Below are 14,153 nucleotides of genomic sequence, written 5' to 3' on the forward strand. Positions count from 1 at the left end.
ATTCCTCGCTTTGATTAATGTGTTTTATTGTTGCCAATAGAATAACGACCAATATTGTCTTCATTGATGTCCGAACCATGCAGTTCCGCTTTGATTTCACCTTCTTTCATGACCAACACGCGATCCGATACCCGAATAATTTCAGGCATTTCCGATGAAACCACCAACACCACATTGCCTGCTTTGGCAAGATTTTCAATTAAATTATAAATTTCCGATTTGGTGCCAATATCAATGCCTCTGGTCGGTTCATCAAATAAATAGATTTTGGTACCCGCTGCCAGCCAACGTCCGATAATGACTTTTTGCTGATTACCACCACTAAATGTGCCAACTGTTTTATCTAAATCGAGTGGTTTTAAATTTAAATCCATCATTAATTGATGAGAAATCGCATTTAAATAATCTTTGCGAAGAAAACCAGCCTGACTAAATCTATCCATAGACGGCATGGCAATATTGATAGACACACTGCGATCCTTCAAAATGCCTTCTTTTTTGCGATCTTCTGGCACCAGTCCAATGCCCATTTTGATGGATTCTTTCACGCTATTGAGTTTTAACGGCTGCCCATTAATGAGTATTTCCCCTGATGTGGGCTTATCTAAGCCAGCGATTAAACGAAATAATTCTGTACGTCCAGCTCCCACTAAGCCAGCAATGCCCACCACTTCGCCTTTATTAGCAAAAAAATTGATATTTTTCACCGCACTTTCACGGCTTAAATTTTTCACTTCTAGCATTTTTTCATCCGTGGCATAACTCTGATGTGACAATTTTTCTACTTTCCGCCCTACCATTTTGGTGACGATACTTTCTTCGTTTTCATCGGCAATATTGACACAATCAATAAAATGCCCATCTCGCAAAATCGTTGCTCGATCGCAGACTTTGAAAATTTCGTCCATTTTGTGTGACACATAAATAATAGATACCCCTTGGGCGGTGAGCTGTTTGATCAAGGCAGCAAGGCGTTCAAATTCGCTCGGCGTTAAACTGGATGTCGGTTCGTCCATGGCAATAATTTTGGCGTTATCCAATAAGGCACGGGCGATTTCCACAATTTGTTGCTGTGCCACTTTTAATTCCTTAATCGGCACATTGGGATCAATGCTTGGGTCAAGATCTTTTAAAATGTCTAATGCCATTGCACGTTCTTTGGCTTTATCCACAAACAAGCCAAAATGCTTTCTGACCGAACGCCCCAAAAACATATTTTGAAAAACAGAGAGTTCTGGAATGTTTTGTAATTCTTGGTGAATCATCGCTATACCATTTTCTTTGGCAGAACGTGGCGAATGAATTACCACTTTTTGCTCATCAATATAGATCTCGCCTGCAGTGGCTTCTCGCACGCCTGAAAGCAGGTTGAGAAGCGTGGATTTTCCCGCTCCATTTTCACCAATTAATGCGTGGGTTTCGCCTGCGACTACGTTGAAAGAAACATTTTCTAACACCGTCACTTGCCCATATTTTTTTGTCATTCCACGCATACTTAATCTATCTGAACACATAGAACTCTCCTTTTTTTCAATGTTATTTGGCTAACACTTTACGCAATTCTTCAGGATTCGCATTAAAGTAAGTTTTCGCATTATCTTGAGTAATTAACGCTTGTGGTGTCGTGACCACACGAGAAATTTGTTGTCCTGCGGTTAAACGCAACACCACTTCCATTGCCACTTCGCCTGTTAATACAGGGAAACTATCCACCGTACCCGTTAATTCACCTGCGAGAATGGATTTATAAGCATCAGAAATCCCGTCTGTACCAAACACAGCCACTTGTTTTTGTAAATTCAACGCTTTGACCGCTTCCACTACACCTAACGCCATACCGTCATTGTTGACATAGAAACCGATTAAATCAGGATTACGTTGTAAAATGGTGGTTGCCACATTATAGGCTTGTTCACGACTCCAGTTAGCTGGCACACTTGCCACTACATTGAATTTGCCTGATTTGTTAATGGTTTCAGTAAATCCTTCGGTGCGTTGTTTCGCCGCAAATACCCCCGGTGGACCTTCTACGACCGCTACTTTTCCGCCATCAGGACGATTATCAATAAACCATTGTGCGACTCGTACACCGTTATCTTTTTGCACATTCCCCACATAATGGGTGGCTGTTGGCATCACCGCATCATTCACATTCACCACAGGAATATTTTTTGATTGGGCGACTTCTGCCGCTGGTTGCAAATTCACGTCCGTTTGTGGCGAGAAAAGTAATGCACTATAACCTTCTGTGATCATGGTTTCGGCAATGGAAAGTTGTCCTAATTGATCACCTTCGTTTGCCGCAGCTTGATAGGCGACAAAGACATTGTATTTGGTAGCAAAACTTTTATAACCATCGCCTAATGAACGCCAATATTCATTGGTTAAGGTTTTGGATACGCCACCAATTTTGACTCCGCTTTGAATGGCAGGAAATGCACCAAATTTAGCGTCTAACTCCGTCCAATTAACCCGATCTTGTTCCGTATCCGAATTGAGCGGTGCAAGATTGGCATAGGCGGAGCTACCGATCACCGCAGAAAGTGCGGTGGAAATAAGCATGGTTTTTAGAAATTTACGCATAACATTTTCCTTTTTAGTTGGATTAACGATAGAAATAACGAATTATTTCCCTAGTAAAAATTGATTGACAATGGCTTGGCTTGACACCGCATCTTGGCGTTCAATGGCTTGTTGCAATTCATCAATGGAATTAAGTTGGTCAGCAATGGCAATAAGTTTACGCACTGTTTGAATATTCACTTCACATTCATGCACAGGATCAAGTCCACTGGCATCAGGGAAAGTGTCAAAATAATAGGCCCCATTAAAACCTTCTTTGCGTAATTGCCAAATCAGTTCTAAGGTCGCTCGTGGATTGACCGAAGCCACCATTAAGCCATCATCACGCTTGTGATAACCATCATTTAAATGCAAGCCCATAATTTTGGTGCGGCGAGCAATCTGGGCTGCCGCATAAGCAGGAATTTCATCAGCATAGAGAACATGAGCAAAATCCAAGGTTACGCCGACATTTTTTGCTCCAATATCAGAAATAGCAAGAAGCGTGGTGGCGACATCAGGTAAGATACTAAAGGAACGGGGTTCGTTTGGTTTATATTCAATACTAATATCGCAATCTGGAGCGTAAGCCGCCACTTCTTGAAAAGCGGTAATTAAATCGTCCCACATTTTGTTGTAATTCGCTTGGAAACTGTAATCAAAACCATCTTGTCCGAGCCAAATGGTCATCAAATTTGTGCCTAATTCCCGACCGCAATCAATGCCACGTTTGGTTAATTCAACAGCTTCACGGCGAACCTTGGCATCAGGGTGAGTAAATGCTCCTAATTGAAATTCAGGGTTGGTGCTATACCGCATCGCCATGCCATTGACATTCAAGCCTTGATCTTTGATAAATGCCCCTAAAGATTTCGGGTCTTCGTTTAAATGCTGCGGATAATTCAAATCCACATCGGTCAAACCTTTCGCTGTGGCAGCTCGTTCAATCATTTGCCGAATAGTGGGTTTTCCTTTAAGATCTGGCCAGTAAGAATGCGCTTTAGAAGCAAAAGAATTTAATCGAGTAGCAAAACGTAAATCGTTCATGTGATGTTCCTTTTCAATTAATCAATATTATGTAAAGTAAAATATAACTTTATATACTTTTGTAAAGTATTAAATTTAAATTTTGTGATATTGATCACGTTTTTATAAGAAAAAAGTATGAAATGAGAATTCCGAATAAACTATAGCGAATATGTTGTAACAAATTATCCATAGTAGTAACATCATATGTTTAATCCGTTTGATGATTTAATTCTCATCCACTAATATCGGCGGCGGAGCAAAAAGTGCCTATTGGCGACAATTGTTGGCGGATATAACAGGAAAAACGAGCGAAGTTTGCGGAGATTTATCGGCGATTAAAGGGAATATAATCTAGATGCCATGCAGATGAATATTTTGGAAATTAATCAAACAGATATAAATTTTTTACACTATTTACTAATCAAGGTACAATTATCTGAATTCATTTTCCAACATATTCATCTTCATAGGATAAAATAATGAGATTATTCACGTCTTTAATTGTTATGACTTTATCTGCCTTTGTTGCCATACAGGTAAGTGCTAACACTACTCAAACTGCCTCTAAAACAACTTCTACCAATAGTAAACAACGTGAAGTAAGCAAAGAAACCTTGTTAAAACGGTTTACCCAATCTGTTTCAATACAATATCTTGGAGCAGGTTCGGGTGTAAGTTCAGACCAACAACCTACAGTAGAATTTAAATATCGCTTGAAAAATGTAGGTAAAGAAGCAATTAAAACCGTACACTGGGTATCACAATTTACCAATAACGGACAGGCTGTATTAAATTTAGATGCACCAGTTAATTTTAATAAAAATGGTTTGAAAGCTGGTCAGGAAGTTGAAATGGCTCTACCTATTGCTGTGGCACAATTGCCTGCTGACTTTATACAAGCAACCCAAGCAAAAGACGCTCATTTAATTCTTTCAAATATTGCCATGAAAATTGTTTATACTGATGGGGCAAGATTAGTCGTAAACAAATAATCAGTGTGTGGCAAGATACACATCAAAGCGGTGATTTTTGGTTTCTCGGCTAAACTGCGGTGCTTTTTGGGCGAGAAATTCAGCATAGTCGGGACGTTTCACCACCACACGTTTTTGTGCTAATTGCAAGGCTGGGGCAAGCAACTGGTCGGCATCTTCATCCGCTCCCACAAGGTGTTGAAACAGACGCATTTCTTTTTTGACCAAAGCAGATTTCTGTTTATGGGGATACATAGGATCGAGATAAACCACATCAGCCTTGTGTTGTTTGGGATCCAGTTCGTGAATACTCGACACTGGCAAAAGCTGCAAATTCTGCTGTAATAGATTGCCAATTTCAGGATCAAGATAGGCACGACGTAAACCATCTTGTAACAATAAGCGTACCACAGGATGACGTTCTACCAGACGAACTTGACAGCCAATACAGGCTAACACAAAGGCATCTCGTCCTAAACCAGCCGTAGCATCTATTACGGTTGGTAATTCACCGCTTTTTACACCAACCGCTTTAGCAATGGCTTCACCCCGTCCACCACCAAATTTACGGCGGTGTGCCATGGAGCCATTCACAAAATCCACAAATACCGCACCAAGTTTCGGTTCGTCTAATTTACGTAATTCCAACCGCACTTCATCATTCATTGACGTTTGCACTAACGCCAACGGGCTGCCGGGGATGTGAATTAACCCTTGTTTAGCACAAAGTAAGGTGAAACAATCTGAATTTTCAGTTTCACAAATCAGTTGAATCATATTAAGCCCCGAGCCCTTTCTAAATCCACAATAGATTTCGGTTCTTGGTGAATCATAATCTCCGCATTAGGGAACATGACAAGAATTTTTGCTTCTAATTCATCGGTAATTCGATGGGCTTGAAATAAGGTTAAGCTGTCATCTAACTCCAAATGTAACTGAATAAACCGCACCGCACCGGCTCGACGAGTACAAATACTATGAATGCCGAGAATATTACGATGTTGTTCTGCCATGACTTTAATCTGGTCGATTTCTTCCTGTGGCAAAGCCTTATCCAGTAAAATCTGCAACGCATCCCACGCCATTTTAAAGGCATTATAGGCAATATAAAGTGCAATCCCAATCGCAAAAATCGCATCCGCATAAATAAAACCGTACATATTTAACAACATTGCTACAAGAATGGCTACGTTCATTAATAAGTCGGTTTGATAATGCAAACAGTCCGCTTGAATGGCAGGGCTTTCGGTCAGTTTAATCACTTTTTTCTGATAACCTACTAAGGCAGCAGTAAAGGCAATGGAGATAATACTGACACAAATCCCCATTTCTGAGTTATCAATAAATTGCGGATTGGTTAATTTGTGGATACCTTGCAACAGCAGAAACACTGCTGAACCGGCAATAAACGCACTTTGTGCTAAGGCGGCCAATGATTCTGCTTTACCATGTCCAAATGCATGATTATGATCGGGCGGTAACAGGGCAAAACGCAATACTAAAATACTAGTGATTGACGCAAATAAATCCACCACGGAATCAGTCATGGCGGCTAAAATCGCAATGGATCCCGTTTGCCACCAAGCAAAGGCTTTAATTAAAATCAGCATGCTCGCCACAGCAATGGCAAGCTGGCTGGCACGTTTTACAAATTTAGCGTAATTTTCTTCCATATTATTTTCTCACTAACCACACACCTGCTTCCATATGCTCGGTGTAAGGGAATTGATCGAACAAGGCAGCTCGCTCAATACGATGGGTTTGGTTTAAGGTTTGCAAATTATCACATAAGGTATGCGGATTGCACGAAATATACAAAATCCGATCATAATGTTGCACCAATTTTAGGATATCTGCATCAAGCCCAGCACGTGGTGGATCCACAAAAATCGTATTGCATTGATAGGCGTTCAAATCAATGCCTTTCAAGCGATTAAATTCACGTACACCATTTATGGCTTGAGTAAATTCTTCCGCTGACATGCGGATAATCTGCAAATTATCAATGTGATTGGCCTTAATATTAAACTGTGCCGCACTCACTGACGGTTTGGCAATTTCGGTAGCTAATACTTGACGAAAATTCTGTGCCAACGCCACCGAAAAATTGCCGTTACCACAATAAAGCTCAAGTAAATCTCCTTGGCTATTTTGTGTACAATCCACCGTCCATTCCAACATCTTGCAATTTACTTTCGCATTCGGTTGAGTAAAACTGTTTTCCACCTGACGATAGACATAATTTTTACCGTTAATCGGTAATATTTCATCTACATAATCTTGGTCTAAACAAATTTTTTGCTTGGACGCTCGCCCAATAATTTGTACCGAAAACCCTTGATTTTCCAACCGCAGTTTGAGCTGTTTTGCTTGTTCAACCCAGTGTTCATCAAGATTTTTGTGATACAACAGGCTCACGATAATCTGTCCGCTTAAGGTGCTTAAATAATCAATTTGAAACAACCGATTTCGCAACACATCTTGCTGTTTTAATAACGGCAATAGGCTTTGCATCATCTGATTAATCAGCTCACTAGCGATAGGAAAACTGTCCACCCGATAACGCTTTTTGCTTTCTTGATCGAACATAATATGATAAAGATCATCCCCATCATGCCACACCCGAAATTCTGCTCGCATGCGGAAATGTTGCGTAGGCGAAGCGAATACCGCTAATTTTGGTGCATTAAAAGGGGCAAAAAGTGCGGTGAGTTTTTCGCACTTTTCGGAGAGTAAGTTATCGTATTGTTCAGTGGGTAAGTTCATTTATCGGTTAATTAAATAGCGTAAAAATATTGGCAAGATTCTAGCATAAAATAACCTTTAAATATATTGTATCGGCAGGTTCACCAGATTTTCTGTTTATCCCAAACCCATTTATCAAAGGGAAAGATTGATCAACAAAAATAAATTATACAGTATTGACTAGTTAAAAAATCAATGTTAATTTAATCAGTATATTGATTGGGATAGAATGAGAAAAACAATGAGCCTAAAAGTTTTTGAACAACAAGAAATCCGTTCCCACTGGGATGAAAATCAAGAAAAATGGTACTTTTCCGTGATTGATGTGGTGGCAGTTTTGACTGAAAGCCAAAATCCAAGACGTTATTGGAGCGACTTGAAAATCAAGCTACAAAAAGAAGGGAGCGAACTGTACGAAAAAATCGTACAGTTGAAAATGCAATCCCCAGACGGCAAAATGCGTTTAACCGATGTCGCCGATACGGAGCAAATATTCCGCTTAATTCAATCCATTCCATCCCCTAAAGCCGAGCCATTTAAGTTGTGGTTAGCCCAAGTGGGACGTGAACGATTAGATGAACTGCAAGATCCTGAACTCACTATTGAACGAGCGTTGCGAGATTACCAACGGCTAGGCTATTCAGACGATTGGATTAACCAACGTCTAAAAAGCATTGAAATCCGCAAAGAACTCACGGATGAATGGAAACGCACAGGCGTGCAGGAAGGGCAACAATTCGCCGTTCTCACCAATATTTTAACCAAGGCATGGAGCGGTAAAACAGTGAAAGAATACAAACAGCACAAGGGGCTAAAAAAAGAAAACTTGCGTGATAATATGACCAATACCGAACTGATTTTAAATATGCTTGCCGAAGCATCTGCCAAAGATATTTCACATGCAATCAACCCTGAAAATTTTGAACAAAATAAACAAGTGGCTCAACAAGGCGGTGAAGTAGCACACACCGCTAGAGTGGCATTGGAACAACGCACTGGGCAAAAAGTGGTGAGTGAGCTATCAGCGAAACAGTTGAGAATTGGTAAGGAAAAATCGTGAAAAAGTACCGCACATTCTTTTCAATCTCCAAAATGTACGGCAAGTGTTTATAACAGTTATTGTTTTTTCTTAAAATAGTCCACGATATAATAACGCTGCCAACACAGCACCAATTATCGGACCACAAACAGGTACCCAAGCATAATCAAAATGAGATGATCCTTTATTTTTAATCGGTACAATAGCGTGAACTAAACGTGGCATAAAATCACGAGCAGGATTAATGGCATAACCTGTTAATCCACCAAATGACATTACACCACCAGCAACACCAGCAAAAACAAAAAACATTGCTACACCATTAGCTGGTTGTTGATGTCCTAATGCAAAAAGAATAAATAATAATGAAAAAGTAGCCATAATTTCAGATAATAAATTACGCCAAGGGTTGGAATTAGACGCAATAGTTGCAAAGGAACCTAACTGGCTATTTTGATCGCTTTCTTCATCTAGGTGATCCTTAAATAGTTGCCATATAATTAACCCACCAATAAATGCACCAATAAATTGAGCAATAATATAACCTAAAACTAACTCTGTGGGAAAACGTCCGACTGCCCAAAAACCAATAGTGACAGCTGGATTAACATGAGCTCCTGTTAATGGACCAAAAATAACGGCGATGGAGACCATTGAAAGCCCCCAGCCGCAAGCGGCGACAATACCTCCACTTCCAAACATCCCCGATTTTTTCAAGGAAATATTCGCACATACACCTAATCCTAAAACCATAAAGAAAGCTGTACCAACGAGTTCTCCTAAATAAAGATTAATGTTTTCCATACTATGATTCCTTAAATATTAGGACGAGTAGGTTGTTAATACTACCTACTCGCTTAAGAGCATTTATTCGAGTTCAACGATACAAGTCACCTGGCTTGAATCTAAACCCGCAATCCGCCAAGGTGCATTGAAAAATTGTTTAATTTTGGCATTTTGGGGTAACTCAGCAAGGTGCATATCTTCAATAACTGTTGTGAAACGCCCAGTGTAATAACCTAAAATGGCACGATGGCAATTCTTTGGATTTTCAGCGTCTGGTACTCGAGAAGACGGTGAGCCAAGAGCAATAAAGTCAATACCAACACCTTTAAGATTAGTAAAATTATCTGAAAGATATTGTCCCGCACTGGTTGCAATATAAGGTCCTTCATTTTGATAAATTAATGGATTACTCTCCCGATATTGTTCAAATCCAGTACGGAAGAAAGCAAAAGATACTTGGGATAAAATCTCCGCATAAGGTTCAAGATCTTCTTTGGTAATACCTTCAGCTTCACCCTTTGGAATTTCCAGTAAAGCGACTTTTTGATGGCAAAAATATTATAATGAAAGTTCGTTGATGCTTAGTCCATCTTTTACAAAATGGCGTGGAGCATCCATATGTGTTCCACAATGGTTTGGCAGCTTGGTAAGTAAGCTACTGAAAGGACAATCTTCTGTCACATCGGTACAACGAGTGACTTCCACAGTGGGTTCACCAGGCCACGCTAGATCTTTTGGATCAAGTAAGTGCGATAGATACATAAACATAGTTTTCTCCTTGTATGATTATGGTTAGTTAAAAAGTGACTTATAGATAAATCAATGAGCTAAATCAAGTAACTCATCTCATTTATTTATTATTAAACAACAACCCAAATCAAACTCACTAAGCCAAAAGCAATACAGCCATAAATAGTGGTGAGTATGCTCCATGTTTTTAAGCCTTGGGAAACTGAAATACCAAAGAATTTTGTCCATACCCAGAATAGGCTGTCATTGACGTGAGATAAGGTCATTGAGCCTGCACCAACGGCGGAAGTAATTAAGGCAATATGAATACCGTCATAACCTGCGGATGTAATCATTGGAGCAAGGATAGTCGTGGTCGTAATTGTTGCAACCGTGGCAGAGCCTTGAGCTGCACGTAATAGGGCAGATAAAATAAAACCCAGAGCGAGAACATGTAATCCAGTACTGGATAATACATCGGAAAGTGCTTTGCCTACGCCACTCGCATCTAATACCTTACCGAACATACCGCCAGCCCCTGTGATTAAAATAATCCCAGCAATTGGAGCTAAAGCAGAATTTAAAATTTCTTCTACTTTTTCTTTATTCCAACCACGGCGGAAACCTAATACATAAGAAGACAGACATACCGCTAACAATAATGCAAACGGTGAACTACCGACCATGCTAAAAATTTGGCGAATGATATTTTCTTTTGGTAAGGTTGTCGCCGTGATTGTGCCTGACATAATTAACACTAAAGGAAAGGCAATCATGGATAAAACCGTTGCAAATTTTGGCAAACCACTCGCATTTTGAGATAATTGCTTTTGATATTGCAGTAAATCAGTAGATGTTGGAATTTCGACAAAATGACGTTTGGTAAAAAATGGAATAAACACTTGACCAACTAAAAAGGTGGGTAACGCAACGGCTAAACCGACACCTAATACTAAGCCAATATCTGCATTTAATAATTGTGAACCTGCAACAATCCCCGGATGTGGTGGTAACACAACATGAACCATTAACATGGATAAACCAATTGGTAACGCATAAGTGAGCATATTGCCACCGATTCGGCGTGCGACACTAAAGATAATCGGTAATAACACAAGGAAACCTACATCTACAAACACAGGGATACCAAAAATAAAACCTGTGGCACCTAAAGCAAAGGGGGCATTTTTCTCACCAAATTTATCTAATAGCCAACCAGCTAATACATCAGCTCCATTGGATTTTTCGATAATTTTACCGAGCATCGCCCCTAGACCGACAATCAACGCTACGCTACCTAGTGTGCCCCCCATCCCTTTCACTAAGGTTGGGATAACATCAGCCATTGGAATGCCTGTACTTAATGCTACCGCAATGCTCACAATACCTAACGCCAGAAACGGATGAACTTTGCCTTTAATCATAATAAATAACAAAGCAAAAACACTGGTAACACCAATTAAAATAAGAACTTCGTTTGACATAAAGATTTCCTTTTTTGACTAAACATTCTAAAACGAACGTTTTCGATCATATTTGCTTTCAAACCTCAAGATTTCCGGCAAAACAAACCCTCTCCCCCTGATTTCTCAGGGCGAAAGGATTTTATATAAATAAAAAGTGCGGTGTTTTTTTAGCTAGTTTTTATACTTCTCAAACCAACCCAATCCCGCCACGGTGTCGCCTCGTGGTTTATATTCACAACCCACATAGTCGTCATAACCAATTTCATCGAGTTTGTCGAAAATATATTGATAATTGATTTCCCCTTCATCAGGTTCATGACGATCTGGCACGGAAGCGATTTGAACGTGGGAGAATTTGCCCTTGAGCTTGTCGGTTAAGCGAGCTAAATTGCCGTCCACATTTTGAGCGTGGAAATAATCCAGTTGCACAAAGACATTATCACGATCGACTTTTTCCACAATGGCTAAGGTGTCAAACTGGCTTTTGAGCAGATAATTGGGTTTCACTTCGGGACTTAAGGCTTCAAGGCAAATATTAATGCCGTGCGGTTTGAATTTCTCGGCAGCGTAACGAACATTTTCCACAAAGGTATTTTCATAAGCACTGCGATTCTCCCTTTCTGGCACAACCGCTGCCATAATATGTACGGTCGGACATTGTAACGCTAAGGCATATTCCAAGGCTTGGTCAATATCTCGGCGAGCATCGGCTTCACGGTTCGGAATAGCGGCAAGCCCCCATTCGCCGTTTGCCACATCACCTGCACTGGTATTAAACAACACTTGTTTTAAACCGTATTGATCTAATTTCGCTTTTAATTCTTCCGCTGGATAGTCATAAGGCCAAAGATATTCAACATATTTAAAACCTGCCTTGGCGGCGGCTTCAAAGCGATCTAAGAATGGCACTTCATTAAACATCATGGTTAAGTTAGCTGCAAATTTAGGCATAATCATTTCCCCCTGTTTTCCAAATCTTTCACTTCGTCATCGGTGAGATAACGAATTTTCTGTCCTTGCAAAATAAATTGTAATTTTGCGGTTTCTTCCAATTCATCGGCGTTGTCGGCGGCATCAAGCAAATCAGAACCTGTGACCACAATGCCGTGATTAGCCAGCAAAAAGGCTTTGCCTGTTAAAGCTCGCTCGCTTAATTCTCGAGCAATTTCAGGTGAACCGGGGCGATAGTAAGGGATTACCTGTAATTTTCCAACACGCATCACATAATAAGGCGTGAACGCTTTAATGGCGTTGTCTTGATCCAGATCGTCTAGGCAAGAAAGTGCGGTCAAATAAGTGGAATGTAAATGCACAATGGCATTACATTTTGGATTTTGCTGATACAATGCCAAATGAAATACATATTCTTTGGACGGTTTATCGCCTGAAAGCACATTGCCTTGCATATCTAATACAGATAAACGATCTGCATCTAATCTCCCCAGCGATGAACCCGTTGGCGTGACCAAAATTCGGTTGTCATCTAACCGCACCGATAAATTACCTGCACCGCCTACGCTATACCCACGTTGATAAAAGGATTTTGCCAGTTCAACCAGCTGTTGTTTTTGTTCTAATTCCGTCATGAGATCATTCCTTGTGCATATTCAAAAAAGTTTTCTTTACCAAAATTGCCTGATTTTAACGCCAAATAAATCGGTTCTTCCACAGCTTTCAGCCAAGGTACACCTGGGGCGATTTGTTTACCAATATGGAAACCGCTAAAGCCAAGTTGTTGCACCACAATACTGGACGTTTCACCGCCAGCGGTGATGAAATTGGTTACCCCATTGGCTTTGAGTTTTTCTGCCAACTTGGCGAAAACTTGCTCAATAGCATGGCTTGCTTTATCGCCACCAAATTGGTTTTGAATTTGTTTAAGCTGATCGGCTGGGACAGTGGCATAGACCATTGGTGCAAGTGATCCGCCCAAATTTTCCGTGACCCATTGATATAGTTCATCCACATAGTTTTCATTACTGATGGCTTGTTCCACATCCAAATAATAACTTGGTGCAATCACTTTATAGGCGTTCACCTGAGCATTGGTCATCACTGAACAAGAACCCGATAACACCACAGTTTTACCTTTTCTTGGCACAAAAGCGTCAGTGCCTTGTTTGCCACCACTTAAACGAGCCGCCATATAAGCTCCCAAACCTGAACCTCCTGTCACCAGTTTAAAATCGGCAACAGCTTCGGCAAGTACCGCAAGTTGGCTATTATCCACCGCATCCACCACGGCATAGCGATAACCGTCTGCTTTTAATTGAGCAAAGCGTGCTTTCACATTGTCTGCCCCTTTAATCACATCCGAATAGGCGACCAAGCCTGTTTTGCCTTGTGCTTGTGCATCCATTAATCGCATTAAATTGGCATCCGTCATCGGCGTAATCGGGTGATTTTTCATGCCCGATTCACTTAACAACTGCTCACCTACAAATAAGTAGCCGTTAAAAATCGTGCGACCATTCACGGGCAAAGCTGGTGTAATCACGGTGAAATCAGCGTTTAATTCCGCTAACAACGCATCCGTCACAGGACCAATATTACCTTTCTCTGTGCTATCAAAGGTTGAGCAATATTTAAAATAAAACTGATTACAACCGTTTTCTTGTAACCAATGCAACGCTTTCAAGGATTGCTCAATGGCTTGTTCCACTGGATTAGAGCGTGATTTTAAACTAATCACAATGGCATCTACCTGAGCTTCCAAAGGCTCACTAGGAACGCCGTTCATTTGCACCGCACTGAGTCCGTTTTCCACAAGGAAACTGGCAATATCGCTGGCACCAGTAAAGTCATCTGCAATAACACCTAACATCA

The 14,153-nt window shown here is 40.5% G+C and carries 13 protein-coding genes and 1 pseudogene; 2 read left to right on the forward strand and 12 right to left on the reverse strand.

Annotated elements, in window-relative coordinates; genetic code table 11:
- Nucleotides 1-14 precede the first annotated feature (14 nt).
- From E0709_RS01440 to E0709_RS01450, 3 genes are read right to left on the reverse strand one after another with little or no spacing between them, the layout of a single operon-like run.
- Complete coding sequence (locus E0709_RS01440) at nucleotides 15-1,514, reverse strand: sugar ABC transporter ATP-binding protein (protein ID WP_132299819.1); 1,500 nt, start codon at nucleotides 1,512-1,514, stop codon at nucleotides 15-17.
- A gap of 22 nt (nucleotides 1,515-1,536) precedes the next feature.
- The gene (locus tag E0709_RS01445) at nucleotides 1,537-2,583 is read right to left on the reverse strand and encodes a sugar ABC transporter substrate-binding protein (RefSeq protein WP_132299821.1); all 1,047 of its coding nucleotides are present in this window, start codon (nucleotides 2,581-2,583) and stop codon (nucleotides 1,537-1,539) included.
- A gap of 42 nt (nucleotides 2,584-2,625) precedes the next feature.
- A complete protein-coding gene (locus tag E0709_RS01450; protein WP_132299823.1) occupies nucleotides 2,626-3,609 on the reverse strand; it encodes a sugar phosphate isomerase/epimerase family protein in 984 nt (327 codons plus the stop codon).
- 461 nt (nucleotides 3,610-4,070) lie between these two features.
- Between E0709_RS01450 and E0709_RS01455 the strand changes: the two genes are divergently transcribed.
- Nucleotides 4,071-4,583, forward strand: a complete 513-nt coding sequence (locus tag E0709_RS01455) for a hypothetical protein (protein ID WP_132299825.1) — start codon at nucleotides 4,071-4,073, stop codon at nucleotides 4,581-4,583.
- Here E0709_RS01455 and E0709_RS01460 read toward each other — a convergent pair whose 3' ends face one another.
- The 3 genes from E0709_RS01460 to trmA are packed head-to-tail and all read right to left on the reverse strand — an operon-like array spanning nucleotide 4,584 to nucleotide 7,328.
- Nucleotides 4,584-5,339 carry a class I SAM-dependent methyltransferase gene (locus E0709_RS01460; RefSeq protein ID WP_132299827.1) on the reverse strand — a complete coding sequence of 252 codons (756 nt, stop codon included), beginning with the start codon at nucleotides 5,337-5,339 and terminating at the stop codon, nucleotides 4,584-4,586.
- On the reverse strand, nucleotides 5,336-6,235 hold the full coding sequence (locus E0709_RS01465) for a cation diffusion facilitator family transporter (RefSeq protein ID WP_132299829.1): 900 nt from the start codon (nucleotides 6,233-6,235) through the stop codon (nucleotides 5,336-5,338). The genes E0709_RS01460 and E0709_RS01465 overlap by 4 nt, the downstream gene beginning before the upstream one ends.
- Nucleotide 6,236: 1 nt before the next feature.
- Nucleotides 6,237-7,328 carry a tRNA (uridine(54)-C5)-methyltransferase TrmA gene (gene trmA, locus E0709_RS01470; RefSeq protein WP_132299831.1) on the reverse strand — a complete coding sequence of 364 codons (1,092 nt, stop codon included), beginning with the start codon at nucleotides 7,326-7,328 and terminating at the stop codon, nucleotides 6,237-6,239.
- Nucleotides 7,329-7,548: 220 nt separating this feature from the next.
- Between trmA and E0709_RS01475 the strand changes: the two genes are divergently transcribed.
- Nucleotides 7,549-8,367, forward strand: a complete 819-nt coding sequence (locus E0709_RS01475) for a BRO family protein (RefSeq protein WP_243640836.1) — start codon at nucleotides 7,549-7,551, stop codon at nucleotides 8,365-8,367.
- A 69-nt stretch (nucleotides 8,368-8,436) separates the two neighbouring features.
- On the opposite strand, the gene E0709_RS01480 is transcribed toward E0709_RS01475, so the two are convergent.
- The 6 genes and pseudogenes from E0709_RS01480 to otnK all read right to left on the reverse strand — a co-directional run bounded on the left by E0709_RS01480 (nucleotide 8,437) and on the right by otnK (nucleotide 14,151).
- Nucleotides 8,437-9,150, reverse strand: a complete 714-nt coding sequence (locus E0709_RS01480) for an MIP/aquaporin family protein (RefSeq protein ID WP_132299835.1) — start codon at nucleotides 9,148-9,150, stop codon at nucleotides 8,437-8,439.
- 63 nt (nucleotides 9,151-9,213) lie between these two features.
- Nucleotides 9,214-9,900, reverse strand: a pseudogene (locus E0709_RS01485) (cyclase family protein).
- Nucleotides 9,901-9,992: 92 nt separating this feature from the next.
- Nucleotides 9,993-11,345, reverse strand: a complete 1,353-nt coding sequence (locus E0709_RS01490) for a GntT/GntP/DsdX family permease (protein WP_132299837.1) — start codon at nucleotides 11,343-11,345, stop codon at nucleotides 9,993-9,995.
- 153 nt (nucleotides 11,346-11,498) lie between these two features.
- Entirely contained in the window at nucleotides 11,499-12,278 is a 780-nt protein-coding gene (otnI, locus tag E0709_RS01495; protein WP_132299839.1) for a 2-oxo-tetronate isomerase, read from the reverse strand.
- Between the two features lie 2 nt (nucleotides 12,279-12,280).
- Complete coding sequence (gene otnC, locus E0709_RS01500) at nucleotides 12,281-12,913, reverse strand: 3-oxo-tetronate 4-phosphate decarboxylase (protein WP_132299841.1); 633 nt, start codon at nucleotides 12,911-12,913, stop codon at nucleotides 12,281-12,283.
- The gene (gene otnK / locus E0709_RS01505; protein ID WP_132300278.1) at nucleotides 12,910-14,151 is read right to left on the reverse strand and encodes a 3-oxo-tetronate kinase; all 1,242 of its coding nucleotides are present in this window, start codon (nucleotides 14,149-14,151) and stop codon (nucleotides 12,910-12,912) included. Before otnK ends, otnC begins: the two co-directional genes overlap by 4 nt.
- Nucleotides 14,152-14,153 lie beyond the last annotated feature (2 nt).

It is taken from the genome of Lonepinella koalarum (genome assembly GCF_004565475.1).
Classification (GTDB): domain Bacteria; phylum Pseudomonadota; class Gammaproteobacteria; order Enterobacterales; family Pasteurellaceae; genus Lonepinella; species Lonepinella koalarum.